We start from the raw sequence: 17,434 nt of genomic DNA, 5'->3' as shown, positions 1-17,434 counted from the left end.
TCACGGTACCGTGGACGAGAAGGCCGCGTTACGGAAGCGGGTCGTCGGGTCCCGATTAGCCCCTTAGAATAACCGGGTGCTGAGACGACGACAGAAGACGGCCGATCCCGCGGCCGCCACCGAAGACTTCCTCCAGGCGCAACGGCCCGGGTCCAAGGGACGGCCAACGCGTAGCCGACGTGAGGCAGAAGCTGCTCGACGCCGCCCGCTCGTGCCTGCCGACCGGAAAGAAGCAGCGCGTCGTGCGCGGGAAGCTCGCGCCGCTGAACGAGCCCAAGCTCAACGCGCACTGGTGACAGGGGACGAACGACATCTGCCACCGCAGCATCGCGGACCGCAGCGACGGATCACGCGCGACCTCGTCGATATTCGCCATAACGTGGGCGAGTACTTCTTCCCCATCGCACTCATCACTATGGTCGTCATATTGCTCGTGCCTTTGCTGGTGCCGTCTGCCTACCTTGTGCTCCATTCGCTTCTTTTGGTCGTCTTGTGGGGCGGTATCATCTTGACTCTGATCGACTCGATCCGCCTGCGCGGTCTTATCCGCCGTACCCTGACTGAGAGGTTCGGAGAGGTAGAACGCGGGGTCGTGTCATATGGGATCATGCGCGCTCTGCAGATTCGTCGCTGGCGCATGCCGAAAGCTCAGGTCAAACACGGCGATCCGCTCGACACCCGCGGCTGACCCCACAGTTACCTGACCTCTGGGGCGTCTAATACCCGCCGATCTACTTAGCCTCTATCGATTCACGCCACAATCCCTTGTCGAGGCGTGGGAGATAGCGCCATACGTACATACGTTAGGCCCACAGGTATACAGGCATACCCACCCCGCAATAATCCCCCGTATATAGATGTCGTGCCCGCCACCGAAGTGGCGGGCACGACATCTATATAGGCTCTAACCTGACCAGCAGAATTTCGTCTACTTAACAGACGTTATCTACTTTGCGAAAAATCGTCTACTTTGCAGAATTCGCGGCTGAAGCCGTGCCTTTTAGTCCATGCACATCAGACGATGCCACAGTGTCTGAGGCTGCTTTTGCACTCTCAGCCTTCGGCTTTACAGCATCCTCAGTAAGCGGCTTCACATCGATCCCCGCCTCTTTACGCTGAGCATCAGTGATCGGAGCCGGGGCCTGAGTCAACGGGTCATACCCACCGCCTGACTTCGGGAAGGCAATCACCTCACGAATCGAGCTCACCTTGGCAAGCAGGGCAACGAGCCGGTCCCAGCCAAGCGCGATACCACCATGCGGCGGAGCACCGTACTGGAACGCATCCAGAAGGAATCCAAATTTGGCCTGCGCAGCCTCGTCGTCGATCCCCATCATGCGGAATACCCGCTCTTGTACATCGCGCTGATGGATACGGATAGAACCGCCGCCGAGCTCATTACCGTTGCACACGATGTCATACGCATACGCGAGAGCCTCTCCCGGCGACTCTTCAAAGCGATCAATCCACTCTGGCCGAGGAGAGGTGAAAGCGTGGTGCACCGCCGTCCAAGCTCCGTCGCCGACAGCGACGTCCCCAGCGGCAACCGCATCACCCGCCGGTTCAAACAAAGGAGCATCAACCACCCACACAAAGGCGTACGCATCCTCATCGATGAGACCGAGGCGGCTCGCAATCTCGTTGCGAGCTGCGCCGAGCAACGCACGAGAAACCTTCGTCTCACCCGCCGCAAAGAACACGCAGTCGCCAGGCTTTGCCCCCGTCGCCTCCATCAGCCCATCACGTTCGGTCTGCGAAAGATTCTTCGCCACCGGGCCGCCGACGCTACCGTCGTCCGCAAAAAGGACATACGCCAAACCTTTAGCCCCGCGCTGTTTAGCCCATTCCTGCCAAGCATCCAAGGTGCGCCGGGACTGCGAAGCACCACCGGCCATCACCACAGCGCCCACATATGGCGCTTGGAACACCCGGAACGGCGTGTTGGCGAAGTAGTCCGTCATCTCGACGAGTTCAAGATCAAAGCGCAGATCGGGTTTGTCACTGCCATACCGGCGCATGGACTCGGCATAGGTGATACGAGGAATGGGGGTGAGGATCTCCACGCCGATCGCACGCCAGATCTCCGTCAGCAGACGCTCGGTGAGTTCAATCAGGTCGTCCTGCTCGACGAAGGCCATCTCGATATCGAGCTGGGTGAACTCGGGCTGACGATCCGCCCTAAAGTCCTCGTCACGATAGCAGCGGGCAAGCTGGAAGTATTTTTCAATTCCGCCGACCATTAGCAGCTGCTTAAACAGCTGAGGGGACTGCGGCAGCGCATACCAGGATCCGGGTGCCAGACGAGCCGGCACCAAAAAGTCACGAGCACCTTCCGGCGTAGACCGGGTCATGGTGGGGGTTTCAACTTCGATGAAGCCCTCTTTCACCAGCACCTCGCGGGCGATCTGGTTCACCTTCGACCGCAGCCGAATTGCGGAGGCCGGTCCGCTGCGCCGCATGTCCAGATAGCGGTAACGCAGCCGCGCTTCTTCGCCTACCTGGGTGTGATCATCGAGCGGGAATGGCAGCGGCGCCGCGGCGTTGAGCACCTCAACCTCGCGCGCGATCACCTCGATCTCCCCCGTGGGGATGGAGGGATTCTCATTGCCCTCGGGACGCTTTTGCACCGTGCCGGTGATCCGAAGCACATATTCATTGCGCAGATGGTGGGCATCGTCTTCACGCACCACAACCTGCGCGATTCCCGAATCGTCGCGAAGATCGAGGAAAGCTACTCCGCCATGATCGCGCCGACGCGCGACCCAGCCGGTAAGCGTGACGTCCTGCCCGGTGTGCTCAGGGCGGAGATGGCCGACATGATGCGTACGCAGCAACGGTCTGTCCTTAGAATTGTTGAGAAAATATCGCTGTCCATTTTGCATCTTAGCCTCTGAGCACTTAGACCTCTCACAAGCCAACGGTGACCGACCTCGCGTCCAGGCCTCTCCCCTGATTGGGTCTGGGCGACTAGAATAGGTAAGGGCCTGATCGGCGCGACAGATGCCCGACGCGATGGTGCGTTCACCGATGACCACCGACTACCACGCGCCTGGATGAAAGAGCGCTTGCAATGACTACGGCCTCCACAACGCCCCCTACTTCCTCGGACGATACCGCTGCTGAACGCAGCGCCGAGACCACGCCCCCGACCCCATCCACAACCTTTGCTGATCTGGGTTTACCCGGCCATCTGCTGCGCGCGGTGGAAGCCCTCGGTTTTACGACCCCCTCCCCCATTCAGGAACAAGCCATTCCGGCGCTATTGTCTGGCCGGGATGTTGTTGGGGTCGCCCAGACCGGCACCGGTAAAACCGCCGCGTTCGGTTTGCCTATGCTCGCGCGAATCGACAAAAACGATTCCTCTACCCAGGCACTCATTCTGACCCCCACCCGCGAACTTGCGATGCAGGTCGCTGACGCCGTGAGTTCCTTCGCCACCGGTGAATCCCGCATCCGCGTCACGGCCGTGTACGGCGGCGCCCCATATATCCCCCAGGAGAAAGCTCTCTCCCGCGGCAGCCACGTCGTTGTCGGAACCCCGGGGCGGGTAATTGACCATCTGCGCCGCGGAAACTTAAAACTTGCGACGCTGCGCTATCTGGTTCTCGACGAAGCTGATGAGATGCTGCGCATGGGGTTCGCGGAAGATGTCGATCAGATCCTCAGCTTCGCCCCCGAAGACAAACAGGTTGCGCTGTTCTCTGCCACGATGCCGCCCGCTATCAAAAAGGTAGCGGCTGAGCATATGAATGACGCGGTATCGGTGAGCGTGGCCCGCCAATCCACTACCGTCACCTCGGTCACCCAGGAATACGCCGTGGTGCCGTTTAGGCACAAAATCGGGGCGCTAGCGCGAGTTCTAGCCACCTCCGACACCGACGCGGCCATCGTGTTCGTGCGCACCCGCACCGCCGCTGAAGAGGTGGGAACAGCGCTGGTCGGACGGGGTGTCGTCGCCTCTACGATCAGCGGTGACGTAGCCCAAAAAGAACGCGAACGCATTGTGGAGCGACTTCGCGACGGCTCTCTCGATGTCCTAGTCGCCACCGATGTGGCCGCGCGCGGGCTCGACGTCGATCGCATCGGTTTGGTTGTGAACTTCGATGTTCCCGGCGAGCCCGAAGCCTACGTCCATCGGATCGGACGCACAGGCCGCGCTGGCCGGACCGGTCGCGCCCTGACCTTCCTCACCCCTTATGAACGAGGACGCTTAAAAGCAATTGAGAAAGCGACCCGCCAGCAACTCACCGAAGTTCAGATCCCCTCCCCAGCCGATGTCTCTCGCCATCGCACCCAAAAACTGCTCACTGAGGTACCAGAACGCATCGCCCGCGGTCGGCTCCAGATGTACCGGACTCTGATCGATGAATTTATTGCCTCCAGCGATACCGATCCCTTAGATCTAGCGGCTGCCCTATGCGCAATGTCGGTTCAGGACAGTGGCCCGGGGCAGCAGCATGAGGATGAAGAGTTCACCGGGGCGAGCCTTAGAGGCGGACGCGAGCGCGATGGGTCCGAGCGCGGATCTGACCGAGGCGGACGCGGACCACGCTCCGGCCAGGACAGCGACGGGGATCGTCGCCGCGGACCGCGCACTCCGTCCAAGGGATACACCTCGTACCGGGTTGCTGTGGGGCACTCGCACCACGCATCTCCTCAGGCCATCGTCGGTACCATCACCGGTGAATCAGGCCTGCGCGGAAAAGACATCGGCAAGATCGACATTTTCAGCACGTTTTCCCTGGTAGAGGTGCGTGGAGAAATCGCCCCTGAGGTCGCTGACCGCATCGGACGAGCCCGAATCGGTGGACGCATGCTGCGCATCGCCCGGGACACCGGCCCCCGCCGAGATAAGGGGCACGACCGCGAAGGCCGCGATGGCGGCCGAGACCGTTTTAGCCGTAAACGGTATTAAACCTAGTTTCCTTACCGCTCACGGCTGATACCAGCGCATGAAAAGGGCCTCCACCTCATGAGGTGGAGGCCCTTTCGCGTAACCGCATCACGCGGGGAGATCTACTTAGCCTGGCCGTCCTGCTCCTGCTGGGCCTTGGCGTAGGCGGCACGAACCTCATCCATGTTCAAAGACTCAATGCGAGTCACAAGGTCTTCCAGATCAGACTCTTTCATCGCGCCGGGCCGGCCGTAAACCAGCACACCATCGCGATAGGCCACCAGCATCGGAATCGAGGTGATGCCGTACTTTGCACTGAGCTCCTGTTGGTCCTCGGTATCGACCTTGGCGAAGGTGATATCGGGGTGAGCCTCGGAGACCTTCTCAAAAACTGGTCCGAAACGCTGACACGGAACGCACCAAGACGCCCAGAAGTCGATGAGGACGATCCCCGAGCTGATGGTCTCGTCGTGGTTTTCTTTAGTGAGAGTGATGGTGCTCATGTAAGTCCTAACGTTTTTTAAAGGTTCCGTTGTTCCCGATCGTACGTGAAGTAGACCTCAGTGCTCCTGATTTTGCTTCGCCACAATGCGAACATGGAGGTCCTCCTGGGGAGGCATCCAGGATTGGGCATCGGCCGCTAACTGCTCGCCGGAGCGAATATCCTTAACCTCGTCGGCGGCATCGGCCTCTGCATCGACCGCAGCCGGGAACCAGACGAACGGGATACCACGGCGGTCCGCGTATTTAATTTGTTTGCCGAATTTCGCCGCCGTCGGGGCAACCTCCACCGGGATTCCACGCGAGCGCAGCATCGTGGCTACCCGGGCAGAGCGGGGTCGTTCCTCCTCGCTCGTGACGGCAACCAAAACACAGGTTGGAACGGGCCTGGACGCCGCCGCAAGATCAGCCTTCAGAATCCGCGAGACCAGTCGGGAAAGGCCAAGGGATAGCCCCACCCCCGGGTAGGTCCGGCTGCCGTCGCTGACTAACTGGTCATAGCGTCCACCTGAGCAGATCGAGCCGAGATCTTCATGTCCATGGATAAAGGTCTCGTACACCGTTCCGGTGTAGTAATCCAGACCCCTGGCAATAGACAGGTCTGCCACGCAAACCCCCGGCGCCGCCTCATCAATGGCCGATACCGTCGCAGACAGAGCGGCCAGCCCCTCGTCCAGCAGCTCACCAGACACTCCCAGCGCGTGCACCCGATCGACGAACTCGGTTCCGGGCGTGCGGATAGCCGCAAACTCAAGCAACAGGGCGATTTGAGATTCACTGGCTCCGGCCTCGTCGGCGAGCAAGGTGCCTACCGCGTCGGCACCAATTTTGGGGAGTTTATCGAGGCAGCGAAGAACCGCTCCCACGTCGCTCAAGCCGAGGGCTTCAAAGAACCCTTGGGACAGTTTGCGGTTATTGACGTGGATGGTGAATCCAGGCAGAGGCAGGCGGGCAAGGATGTCTGCCATCACCACCGCCACCTCGGCCTCCACGTGGGCAGGCAGAGTGTTCTCCCCCACCACGTCGAGATCGGCCTGGTAAAACTCTCGGAAACGTCCATCCTGAGGCCGCTCACCCCGCCAGACTTTCTGAATCTGATAGCGGCGGAACGGGAACGAAAGACCCGAGCGATGCTCAAGCACATACCGAGCTAATGGCACGGTGAGGTCGAAATGCAGGCCGAGCTGTCGATCGAGCGCATTCTCCTCAGCCTCGTCAGGGTCAGCATGCAGACGCCGCAGAACATAGACCTCTTTATCTATGTCCCCTTTGCGCAGCAGCTGAGACATGGGCTCCACCGCGCGAGTTTCAATACCGCTAAACCCGTGCAATTCGCTGACATGCCGAAAGATATCCATGACATGGCTCTCCACCGCACGCTCAGATGGTAGCCACTCAGGAAATCCGGACAGGGGAGCGATTTTCGCCATGGGCGGGCATCTCCATTCATTAAGGCCAACCCTTTCCCAGGGCGGCGCAAACTAGCGAACTGTTCTTAGGGTATCGAAGGATTATCAGTGCATTCCGGGGCGGTTTGCTGCGACCAATTAAGCAAGGTGTCCCTGGCATGCCTCGCGCAGGTACCAGTTGTTCGTCAGCTCATGCCTAATGGTGCTGGACGGACCGTGCCCGGGAAGAATCAAAAAGTCTCCAGGAAGCTCGGCGAACCGAGCCAAAGAGCGGTGCATCGCTTTCATGTCTCCTCCCGGAAGGTCGGTGCGCCCCACCCCACCGGCGAATAAAACGTCTCCGGTAAACACAACGCCACGATGCCATTCCCGGCGACCGCCCGGGCTGCGGGAAGAATCTTCTGTGGTCAGTACCGCGGGCACAACAGAGGCATCTTCTTTTTCTTTTGCGTCACTTGTGTCACCCGCCACGTCAGATCCACCCTTAACTAGCTGCAAAAGCACCGAACCTTCCGTATGGCCTGGTGCGTCAATCACCCGAAGCGCAGCGCCGGCAGCAACCTCAATCTCATCCCCTTCTCGAAGCAGCCGGGCATCTGCGGGACGCGTCCATCCGCGCACCTGCCAGATCGGGCGCAGCTGCGTCGTAAACATTTCGGGAAGATCCTCAATAGGGTCATCGAGCCGGCTCTGGTCATTCAAACCAATCGACACCTCTCCACAGATCGCCGAGATGCGCTCGCACAGAAGTCCGAGATCTGCAATGTGGTCGAGATGCCCATGCGTGGCCACGATATTCACGCGGGTCGCTCTGATGCTCTGCACATAGTCAACGACGCGATCCGTGGTGTCCCATCCCGGGTCGATCACCACGGCGGTGACCTCATGAGACGGATTAGCCTGAGACCAGGTCGTATGAGATGTGTTGTCCCCGGCATCGGACGGCGCTGTATTTTCAATGTCCTGAGCCTCGGCCCGTTGGTGGGCGCTCAGGATGTAGCAATTGGCGCCGAGAAACGGCGAGACGAGCGTATGAATCCGGATCACGCCTCGACCCTACCGCCGATCCTCACGATTTCGCGCGCATCCACGACGCTTCCCGACAGGTTTCCGGATGCTGCCCCTCACCGTTCATCACAACGAACACCCGGTTTCATCTCCAACGACACGATCCGATGCGCACGTTATGCCCCGGGGACGGTAAAGTGGCGCGGTGGGTGATAGGTCATGCTGTCACGCCCCTGCAATCGTTTCGTCACTGCGGTGACAAAAGCCCGCAAACCAGCGGTAGGAATAGAAGGAGTTCTCGTGAGCGAGTCGCACGACGTCAAGCCGGATGCGCAGACGGAAACGGCCCCGGCCAGCACTGCGCCGTCCACTCCCGCCACTCCACGGCCCCGCGCAATGCCGTCGCCTGCTCAGCTTGCCCGGCTAGCCGACCGTCAGCATCGCCCCGCTCTTGTTCCGGCCGCACCCACGGTGACCGAGTACCCCGAGGATAAGGTTCGCGAAGCATTAACCTTCGGTTCCATTGCCGAGGACGGCACAATCAGTGTCAAGGATGGCTCTGGCTCCCGTGAGATCGGCACCGCCGAGGGAACCGACCATGAAGCTGCACTGCGCCCATTCGTACACGCATACCTCGACCTGGTCGCATTCCTTGATCTCACCGAGCAAAAGCTCAGCGTTGGCCACCTCACCCAAGCTGAGCTCAATCGGCTCCTCGAACAGCTACGCAAAAAGCTAAAGGAACCGGCAGTGGTCGGGGATCTCGCCGCACTGCGCGAGCGCGGAACTCAGCTGCGTGAACAGGCGAAAGCGGCGCTTGCCGTTGTTGAGCAAGAACGCATTGCCGCGAAGGAACAGGCAACGGCCCGGCGGGAAGAGTTTGTGCGCTCCATTGAGGAACTGGTTGCTGCCGAGCCCGACCGTATCCAGTGGCGGAGTGCAACTGAGACCATGCGCACCATGGTTCAGCGATGGAAAGAAATGCAGTCAGCAGATGTTGCGTTAGACCGCAGCGTCGAAGACGGCCTGTGGAAGCGCCTGTCGGCTGCTCGGTCATCCTTTGATCGGATGCGTCGCGCCCATTTCGCTGATCTTGACAAGCGCCATGCCGAAGCCAAAGAAATCAAGGAAAGTCTGATCCACCGCGCAGAGGCCATGAAGGATTCCACCGATTGGGGCCCGACGGTTCGCGCCTATCGCTCACTCATGGACGAATGGCGCTCCGCCCCTCGCGGCCAGCGCAAGACCGACGACGCCCAGTGGTCGCGTTTCAAGGCTGCCCAGGATCACTTCTTCGCCGCCAGGAACGCTGACCTCCAAGCGTCCGAAGCTGAACAGAAGCAAAACTTGGTCGTTAAGGAGGCTCTGCTCGCCGAAGCCCGGGCCTTACTGCCGATTTCTGACCTCGACGCGACCAAACGCTCTCTGCGTTCAATTCAGGACCGCTGGGAGGACGCGGGGAAGGTTCCGCGTTCTGATCTGCGCCGGATTGAGGATGGTCTGCGCGATGTTGAGCGTCAGGTCCGTGAGGCAGAAGAGGCTGAATGGCGTCGTACGGATCCGCGAACCAAGGCTAGGGTTCAGGGAGCCTCGAGCCAGCTTCAGGCCGCTATCGCAAGCTATGAGGAAGCCTTGGAGAAGGCTCGACGCAGCGGTGATGCCCGCCGGATCGCCGAAGCTGAAGCTGCTCTGACTGCCCGTCAGCAGTGGCTCGCCGTGATCGAACGCTCCGCACAGGATTTGGGCTGAGGCCAGCAGCTCTAAGGCTAAACTGCGTGGGTTACAACCGCGCAGACCAAAACCCCAGGCTCTAAAGTTACCGACCTCAGAGGCTGGGGTTTTGGTTCGGCTTCCGCACCTAGTTACTGCCCGCTAGTTACTCTCTGACCGACAAGCAGAGCCATTTCCGAGGCTGATCCATGCAGCTAAGCGTTCTCGGACTGCGCCGACGGTACGACAACCGCGGATATGAGTTATCCACAAGGCCCGCCTGGCTCTGGCGGTGTGCGGTCAGTGAGCGCAGGCTAAATGAATGCCTGCGCCTGCGTTCAGCTCCTGCCATACCGCACTCCTACCTTCCATATCGACTCACCCGTGCACAGTGTGGTCGGCCCACGCAGGGATGCTGGCGGAAGATCTCGAACAAGTTCTTCTTCGTCTGCCGTCCTCGCCCGCAACAGCGGTGATGGAAACCGACGGGCTTATCACGCACGTCGTGGGCGAGCTTTATCTACCTGGCACACATCAGATCGGTCCAGCGGGTAGGGCCGTTGCGCTAGGAATCATGCTCGGCTCTATGCTGCGAGGGGACTACGTCATAGCTGATGATGCCGCCGCCTGGGTTGTGCTGGGTCCACCGGAATCGACATCGGGATCGTTCGTGACGGCCCTCAGACCAGCTTCTCGACGCGGGATGAGAATCCGGCACTCCCGTGATCTGCCGCCCGAACACGTAGAGAGAATTGGCGGCTGCCCAGTGACCATTCCGGTGCGCACGGCCACCGACTTGCTCCGATTGGCGCCGTCATATCAGGCTATTCAGACCGTCCGCGCCTTTATTGCCTCCGGACATCTGTCTATACCCGATCTCAGCCGGGAAATCCAGCGCATCCGGAAGCGGCCCCATGGCACCCGCGCTCTTACGCTTCTGACTGACCTCGCCGTCTAACGGTCTGCCCATCCGGCGCGGTGATGAGCGGGTCATGGCGTCCCTACGCGAACGTACGTCAGCTGGAAAGTTGACCTGTGCGGGTATTAACAGGCCGGCCATCACCGTTGACCCGATACGCGTCGTAGACCCCTTCAACCCGGCGGATCTGCTTCAACACATGGCTGAGATGAGCGGGGTCCGCCAATTCAAAGCTGAACGACGCCGTGGCTAAACGGTCACGATGAGAGTGACACGATGCCGCCTGGATCGGAACATGCTGGTCAGCAATCGCCTGCGCCAAGTCGCTGAGCAGGTGCGAACGGTCCAACGCCTCCACTTTCACATGCACCAAAAACGCGCTCGTACTGCGGCCCGACCAGGTCACCTCAACTAGTCGATCCGGTTCTGTCTTTAGCTGTGCCGCATTCGTACAGTCCGTCCGGTGCACCGATATTCCGCTGCCTCGCGTCACAAAACCGATGATGGGATCGCCAGGCACCGGGGCACAGCACTTCGCAAGCTTCACCCACAGGTCACCCTCGCCATCCACCACGATGCCGGGATTGCCAGAACCCGATTGGCGGGGACGATGCACCTTTGAGGGGAGGGTTGTCTCGGCCAGATCCTCTTCCGCCCCAGCCGCTCCCCCGAAGCTCTGCACAAGCCGCTGCGAGACAGACTGCGCGCTGACGTGCCCCTCACCGATAGCGGTATAGAGAGCATCCACATCGGCATAACGTAAATCGGATGCCACCGCAGTCAACGAGTCATGGGTCAGCAGACGCCGAAGCGGCAGGTTCTGTTTCTTTAACGCTTTGCCGAGTTCATCGCGCCCACGGTCGAGTGCTTCTTCTCGACGTTCCTTAGTAAACCACTGCCTGATTTTGGTGCGAGCTCGCGGCGACTTCACAAAGGCGAGCCAGTCCTGACTAGGACCAGCACCTTCGGCTTTAGAGGTAAACACCTCCACCACATCACCTGTGCTGAGCGGAGTATCTAGGGAAATGAGTCGGCCATTAACCCTCGCCCCCATCGTCCGGTGCCCAACCTCCGTATGCACGGAGTACGCAAAGTCCACCGGCGTGGATCCCTGCGGCAACGCCAACACATCACCCTTGGGAGTGAAGACGTAGACCTCTTGGCTTCCCATCTCAAAGCGCAAAGATTCTAAGAACTCACCCGAGTCAGCGGTTTCCTGCTGCCAATCCATCAACTGGCGGAGCCAGGAAATGTCCTGCCCACCTGCGGGACCGCGGTCAGCTTCCCCGGCGCGTGCCTTATATTTCCAGTGCGCCGCTACCCCGTATTCAGCCCGTCGATGCATCTCCCAGGTGCGGATCTGCACCTCAACCGGTTTCCCAGTGGGGCCGATCACGGTGGTGTGGAGCGACTGGTAAAGATTGAATTTTGGCAGCGCAATATAGTCTTTGAAACGGCCAGGTACCGGCGACCAACGGGAATGCAAAATACCGAGCACCCCGTAGCAATCGCGGACAGAATCCACCAGAACCCGAATACCCACTAAATCGTAGATATCGGCAAAGTCGCGGCCACGGACAATCATTTTCTGATAGATCGAATAGTAATGCTTAGGGCGTCCGGTGACGGTAGCTTTAATCCGGGCATTATGCAGATCGTTATTGATCTGCTTCGTCACCGACGCAAGATACTTTTCCCGGGCCGGAGCATGATCTGCCACCAGGGCGACAATCTCGTCATACACCTTGGGATACAGCACCTGGAAAGAGCGATCCTCAAGCTCCCACTTAATCGTGTTCAGACCTAGGCGATGAGCCAGCGGGGCATAGATTTCAAGAGTTTCTTTAGCTTTGCGTTCCGCCGAAGCTGTGGGTACATACTTCCACGTTCGCGCATTGTGTAAACGGTCCGCGAGCTTGATCATAAGCACCCGAATATCGCGGCTCATGGCCACGATCATCTTGCGGACGGTTTCAGCTTGGGCTGCATCCCCGTAGGTGACTTTGTCGAGTTTGGTCACGCCGTCGACCAGAATGGCGATTTCTTCGCCATAGTCTGCTCGCAACTGATCGAGTGTGTAGTCAGTGTCCTCAACGGTGTCGTGCAGCAACGCGGCCGCCAGAACCGGAATTGGCGATCCCAGTTCGGCAAGAATCGTGGCCACCGATACCGGATGGGTGATGTACGGGTCCCCGCTGCGCCGCTGCTGACCCCTGTGAGCGCGTTCAGCTGTCTGGAACGCACGCGTTAAAAGCGAGAGATCTTCTTTAGGCCGCACTGCCCGTACGGCTTGAAGCAGCGGTTCCAGTATGGGGTCCACAGCCGACGGCTTGGCCCCGAAAAATGCTAGTCGCGGCCGTCGTCCCCACGGTAAAGGTCCTGTGTCGTTCCGGGGAACCGGAGGGGCAGGAGTGTTTCCCACGCTCCGGGACGCTTCTGTTGCGGGTGATCGGCCCGAGGAGTTCTCTGCCAAGACAGCCGTCACATCGCGCGGTGGTCCGGGCATTACCGCTTGGCGATCTCGGGCCTCATGCTGCGATCCCATAGAATCCTCCCGCCCGCTGCTGTATGCCTGACGCTCCCCGACCTAGATAGATCAACTCGATGAGCACCTATTCGATAACCACCTAGCGGGTATCTATCTGATACACATCGGCAGACCCGCAAAGCCGGGGATCCGCCTAGTCTACGCGGCGAGAACCATGCTCCGGACCAGATCGGCTGCGCTGACACCAATCCCTCTCCACAGGCCCAACTTTCATCCATAGCCGGCCAGGCCTAGACGTTAAACCGACCCTCAGCAGAAACTCGGGTTTAAAGAGCCAGTTTAGTTCTGAACGGAAAACACCGGAAGAATCGGGGCGCTGACCTCTGCCACGAGTTTTTCACGCCCGCCGAGTCCAACCAATTCCATTAAGAATGACACCGCCAAAAGCTCCGCGCCGGATGTCTCCACCAATTCACAGGTTGCGCAGGCAGTTCCCCCAGTGGCCAGCAAATCATCAATAACGACAACTTTTTCACCCGGTTCAAGCGCATTCTCCGGTATTTCTACCGTCGCGGTCCCATATTCCAGGGAGTAGCTCACCGAACGGGGCGTGCCGGGCAGTTTGCCTACTTTCCGCACCGGCACGAAACCCACCCCTAGGTGATACGCCAGCGGAGCTCCTAGAACGAATCCCCGGGCTTCCGCGCCGACGATGTGGTCGATCCCCGACGGGAGGAGTCCAGCCCAGTACTCAATGACCTGACGAAACGCAGCGCCATCGCCGAGCAATGGGCTGATATCTCTGAACAGGACTCCAGGCTCCGGGAAATCCGGATATTCGGCAATACGCTGTGTCAGCAGGTCATGGATTGATTCGGCGGTTACAAGATCAGTGCTCATGCCATTCCTTTATAAAAAGAGTCAGCTCCGGACGGCTCAGCCTCGACGGCGACGGGGTGTTCGTCGAGGCTGCGGGCGCTGTCCTACATTGCGGGAACCATCAGCCGATCCGAGCTCTGCCCGGGAGGAGCTGAGTGCCGAGGCTGTCTGCGCGTCCTCGTCCAGGCCTTGATGTCCGCGGACACGGTCATCAGCGGTCAGCTCGTCGCTTTCCACGCTCCCCGAGCGATGGGGCTGTGTCTCTCCTTCACTGCCAGATGCCTCACGGTCCTGACGCTGCTTGAGTTCTTTCAGCCGGGCCTCCTGAGCCCGCAACGCAGGTTCGCGGCGGCGCAGATCGACCAAGAAGGAAGGGGCAAGGAACACGGAAGAGTACGTGCCGACCAAGATGCCAACAAATAGCGCGAGCGAAATATCTTTGAGCGTTCCTGCTCCCAGAACAAAAGCACCAATGAACAAGATGGAGCCGACCGGCAACAACGCGACGACGGAGGTATTGATTGACCGCACGAGGGTCTGGTTCACCGCGAGATTGACGGCACCTGCATACGTCATGTCATCGCGATGCGCTATGCCGACCGTATTTTCACGGACCTTATCGAACACCACCACGGTGTCGTACAGCGAGTAGCCGAGGATCGTTAAAAACCCGATCACTGCCGCCGGAGTGATCTCAAAACCCACCGCGCCGTATGTACCTGCGGTGAGCAGCAGGTCATGAGCCAGGGCCATGACCGCGGCAATGGAGGTCTTTAAATTGCGGAAGTACAGGGCGAGCACAATCGCCACCAACACGGTGAATACAATCACCGCTCTAATGGCTTTTCCGGTGACGTCTTGACCCCAGCTAGGACCAATAAATGAGCTGGTGACCTGCGAGGAATCCACGCCGTATGCCGACGCCAGGGAGGTCCGCAGGGCTTCTGTGCGATCTGACCCAAGTTGCTCGGTCTGCACCCTAATGGTGTCTGAGCCCACAACCGTCACGTGCGGAACGTTTTCCGGCACCAGCTGGTGAACGGCGTCCCGTGCGAGCGACTGGTTCAGAGTTTTTGCCCCGGTCACCTGGAACTCGCTACCACCGGTGAACTCGATACCGAGGTTGACCCCGCGCACAGCGGTGATCGACCCGAGAATAATCAGAACGGCCAGGCTGATCAGGTACCAATAACGACGGGTGCGGACTATGCCGAAGGATCGTGCACCGGAGTGCAGGTCGTTGCCGAAGGCTGCGAATTTACCGATCGCCATAATGGTCTCCCCCCGTGTTGTCCCCGGTGGCGCTGTGGTCAACGGATCCGCGGTGCTTATCAGAGCCTCCAGAGGAGTTCTGGTCGCGTTTAGCTTGCTCCCGCGCGAGCCTCGCTTTGCGCTCGGCCAGGGATTCGCCTCGTTCTTCGGCGCCGCGGATTCGCCCTCGTCCGGCATAGATCGGAGCGGACCGGCCTAGCTGGCGCGGGTCGAGGCCGCTGAAGCGATGACCGTGTCCGAAGAATCGCGTACGCGCCAACACTTGGAGCATCGGATGCGTGAAGAGGAAGACAACCACCAAGTCGATAAGGGTGGTCAAACCGAGAGTGAAGGCGAAACCGCGGACGCTGCCGACACTCAGCACATACAGCACGGCGGCGGCAATGAAGTTCACGGCATCCGAAGCAAGAATGGTTCGACGGGCGCGTCTCCATCCGTGTTCCACCGCGCTGCTAAGCCCGCGTCCATCGCGCAGCTCATCTCTGACGCGCTCAAAATAGACGATGAATGAGTCAGCGGTGAATCCGATAGCGACGATCAAACCGGCCACACCAGCCAGGGAGAGCCTGAATCCGATGTCGGGAAGATTAGACATCACGGTGATAACGCCGTAGGTCAGCGCAGATGCCGCAACCAGCGACGCGATGGTCACCATCGAAAGAGCACGATATTGCAGCACCGAGTAGGCCATCACCAGCAGCATGCCGATCGCACCAGCGATCAGACCTTTTTCAAGCTGATCAGTGCCAAGAGTGGCCGAAATCTGCTGTTCGCTCTGCACTTGGAACTTCAATGGTAAGGCGCCGAAGCGAAGCTGGTTAGCTAGTAGCTCCGCCTGCTTTTGCGTCATGGAACCGTGGATGGATGCGGTTCCGCCGGTCAGCGGACCTTGGTCGACGGCGGGCGCGGAGACCACAAACCCATCCAGCACGATCCCGAATCGCCGGTTGTCGCCCTGGGAGTTAAAAAGGGTCGTGGTGATATCACCGAAGGCTTTGGCCCCGGTCGGGTTGAAGCTCAAGTTGACCTGGTAGAAGTTTGTGATCTGCCCGCCGCCGGTGGTCTCGTTACTGACCGTGGCGGACGTGATTTCGTCCCCCCTCACTGCTGCCGGTCCGAGCACATATTTTTCGTGCCCGTCTTCGGCGCAGGTCACCAGCGGTTTGTTCGGGTCTTTATCCCGAGGCGTGCCAAGCACCTTGGGATCGGTGCAATTGAGCTGGTTGAACTCGTGGCGGATAGCGGGAGTCAGCCATTCCGTTGAAGTCGGAGGCAGTTTCTTATCCGCCCCAGGAGCACCTGCGTTGGGATCCCGCTCCTTGGCTTTATCGCCCGCCTGGTCTGCTTTACCTTGACCTTCGGCTTGCGGCGGCCCCACCAGCAGAACCGGTCGGAACTCCATGAGCGCGGTTCGGCGCAGGGCGTCCGCTGTCTGCTGATCCAAACTGCCCGGAATATCGACAACAATGTTGTTGCCGCCCTGGGCAGTGATTTGAGTTTCGGCGACGCCGAGACCGTTGACGCGCTGGCCCATAATCTGGATTGCGCGGTTTAGCTGATCCTGTTTAACAGGGGATCCATCCGGTGTGCTGGCAGACAGGATGACCTGGGTGCCGCCCTCAAGGTCGAGGGCGAGCTTCGGCGTCGCCTGCCAGGTGCCCCATTTAACTGCCGCGGCGATACCACCGCCGAGCAGAATAAGGATGACGAGTAGGAGGACGAGTGCGGACCGTCCGGGGTGTTTGGTCGATGCCATAGATAGTGAAAGTCGTCAGGACCGTTCGTTGTTCGTGGTCACGCCGGGAACGTCTCCGGAGGTGCCGGTGATCTGCTCAGAGGACTCCGATACCTCGGCGGCCTCCGTGTCATCCGTGGTCGGCTCGACCTTACCGGCGATGGCTTGACGCGCCCACTTGGTCTGAGCACCGGATTCGGTCTCAAGAATCACGACGTCGTCGTACTCGTCGACGATCAGCCCGTAGAAACCGGAGTGCGTGCGTACCTCATCTCCAATGCCGAGGGACGCAACCATCTCGGCGTGGGCTCGCTGTGCCTTGCGCTGACGACTCGACATCAAAAACATCGGAATCATCATCACGGCGAAAATGACCAGCAGGAAAATCATGGGGTCCACGTGGAGTAGATCCTTTCGGGTGCGGGGTGCACGGCCCCGGATCGTCAGAGCCGGACATGGTGAATGCGGCAGATGCGAGGACGGAGCGACACAGTACCCGCACACTCTACCGCCTTCGCCTCGTGACGGCTGCTGCGGAAGCCAACAATGTGATCCGATGAGATCATCATGACGACTTACCGCGCCCATGTCCTGAAATGGTGATCGAGATGGCGAGGTG

General features: G+C 59.8%; 12 protein-coding genes and 1 pseudogene. 4 read left to right on the top strand and 9 right to left on the bottom strand.

The features are described 5' to 3' along the window. Positions 1-76: 76 nt before the first annotated feature. Positions 77-688: a DUF3043 domain-containing protein gene (locus BN1724_RS01090; protein ID WP_231928110.1), complete on the top strand. Its 612-nt coding sequence runs from the start codon at positions 77-79 to the stop codon at positions 686-688. Positions 689-965: 277 nt separating this feature from the next. Here BN1724_RS01090 and aspS read toward each other — a convergent pair whose 3' ends face one another. Beyond that, positions 966-2,834 carry an aspartate--tRNA ligase gene (gene aspS / locus BN1724_RS01085; RefSeq protein ID WP_084252643.1) on the bottom strand — a complete coding sequence of 623 codons (1,869 nt, stop codon included), beginning with the start codon at positions 2,832-2,834 and terminating at the stop codon, positions 966-968. Positions 2,835-3,070: 236 nt separating this feature from the next. Here aspS and BN1724_RS01080 point away from each other — a divergent pair, with 236 nt between their 5' ends. Continuing rightward, positions 3,071-4,915, top strand: a complete 1,845-nt coding sequence (locus BN1724_RS01080; RefSeq protein ID WP_084252642.1) for a DEAD/DEAH box helicase — start codon at positions 3,071-3,073, stop codon at positions 4,913-4,915. A 101-nt stretch (positions 4,916-5,016) separates the two neighbouring features. Here BN1724_RS01080 and BN1724_RS01075 read toward each other — a convergent pair. From BN1724_RS01075 to BN1724_RS01065, 3 genes and pseudogenes are all read right to left on the bottom strand, one after another. Further along, a pseudogene (locus BN1724_RS01075) lies at positions 5,017-5,403 on the bottom strand (thioredoxin family protein); the annotation flags it as partial. A 51-nt stretch (positions 5,404-5,454) separates the two neighbouring features. Beyond that, positions 5,455-6,825 carry a histidine--tRNA ligase gene (gene hisS, locus BN1724_RS01070; protein WP_058233883.1) on the bottom strand — a complete coding sequence of 457 codons (1,371 nt, stop codon included), beginning with the start codon at positions 6,823-6,825 and terminating at the stop codon, positions 5,455-5,457. Between the two features lie 117 nt (positions 6,826-6,942). Next, positions 6,943-7,851: an MBL fold metallo-hydrolase gene (locus BN1724_RS01065; protein ID WP_058233882.1), complete on the bottom strand. Its 909-nt coding sequence runs from the start codon at positions 7,849-7,851 to the stop codon at positions 6,943-6,945. 261 nt (positions 7,852-8,112) lie between these two features. Between BN1724_RS01065 and BN1724_RS01060 the strand changes: the two genes are divergently transcribed. Together BN1724_RS01060 and BN1724_RS01055 are read left to right on the top strand one after the other, a co-directional pair. Then, on the top strand, positions 8,113-9,561 hold the full coding sequence (locus tag BN1724_RS01060) for a DUF349 domain-containing protein (protein ID WP_058233881.1): 1,449 nt from the start codon (positions 8,113-8,115) through the stop codon (positions 9,559-9,561). A gap of 283 nt (positions 9,562-9,844) precedes the next feature. Continuing rightward, positions 9,845-10,480, top strand: coding sequence for a hypothetical protein (locus tag BN1724_RS01055; RefSeq protein WP_157085703.1), 636 nt, complete (start codon positions 9,845-9,847; stop codon positions 10,478-10,480). Between the two features lie 58 nt (positions 10,481-10,538). Here BN1724_RS01055 and BN1724_RS01050 read toward each other — a convergent pair whose 3' ends face one another. The 5 genes from BN1724_RS01050 to yajC form a co-directional block, all read right to left on the bottom strand. Next, positions 10,539-12,947: a RelA/SpoT family protein gene (locus tag BN1724_RS01050; protein ID WP_058235646.1), complete on the bottom strand. Its 2,409-nt coding sequence runs from the start codon at positions 12,945-12,947 to the stop codon at positions 10,539-10,541. Between the two features lie 321 nt (positions 12,948-13,268). Then, positions 13,269-13,829 (bottom strand): adenine phosphoribosyltransferase, encoded by a 561-nt coding sequence (locus BN1724_RS01045; protein ID WP_058233879.1) that lies wholly within the window; start codon positions 13,827-13,829, stop codon positions 13,269-13,271. A gap of 36 nt (positions 13,830-13,865) precedes the next feature. Next, on the bottom strand, positions 13,866-15,080 hold the full coding sequence (gene secF / locus BN1724_RS01040; protein WP_084252639.1) for a protein translocase subunit SecF: 1,215 nt from the start codon (positions 15,078-15,080) through the stop codon (positions 13,866-13,868). Next, positions 15,067-16,836: a protein translocase subunit SecD gene (gene secD / locus BN1724_RS01035; RefSeq protein ID WP_084252638.1), complete on the bottom strand. Its 1,770-nt coding sequence runs from the start codon at positions 16,834-16,836 to the stop codon at positions 15,067-15,069. Before secD ends, secF begins: the two co-directional genes overlap by 14 nt. A gap of 15 nt (positions 16,837-16,851) precedes the next feature. Beyond that, positions 16,852-17,205, bottom strand: a complete 354-nt coding sequence (gene yajC, locus BN1724_RS01030; RefSeq protein ID WP_058235645.1) for a preprotein translocase subunit YajC — start codon at positions 17,203-17,205, stop codon at positions 16,852-16,854. Between the last annotated feature and the right edge of the window lie 229 nt (positions 17,206-17,434).

The sequence above is a fragment of the Devriesea agamarum genome, from assembly GCF_900070355.1.
GTDB lineage: Bacteria > Actinomycetota > Actinomycetes > Actinomycetales > Dermabacteraceae > Devriesea > Devriesea agamarum.
The sequence above is the reverse complement of the archived record's forward strand: the minus strand, read 5'-3'. Positions and strand labels throughout refer to the sequence as shown.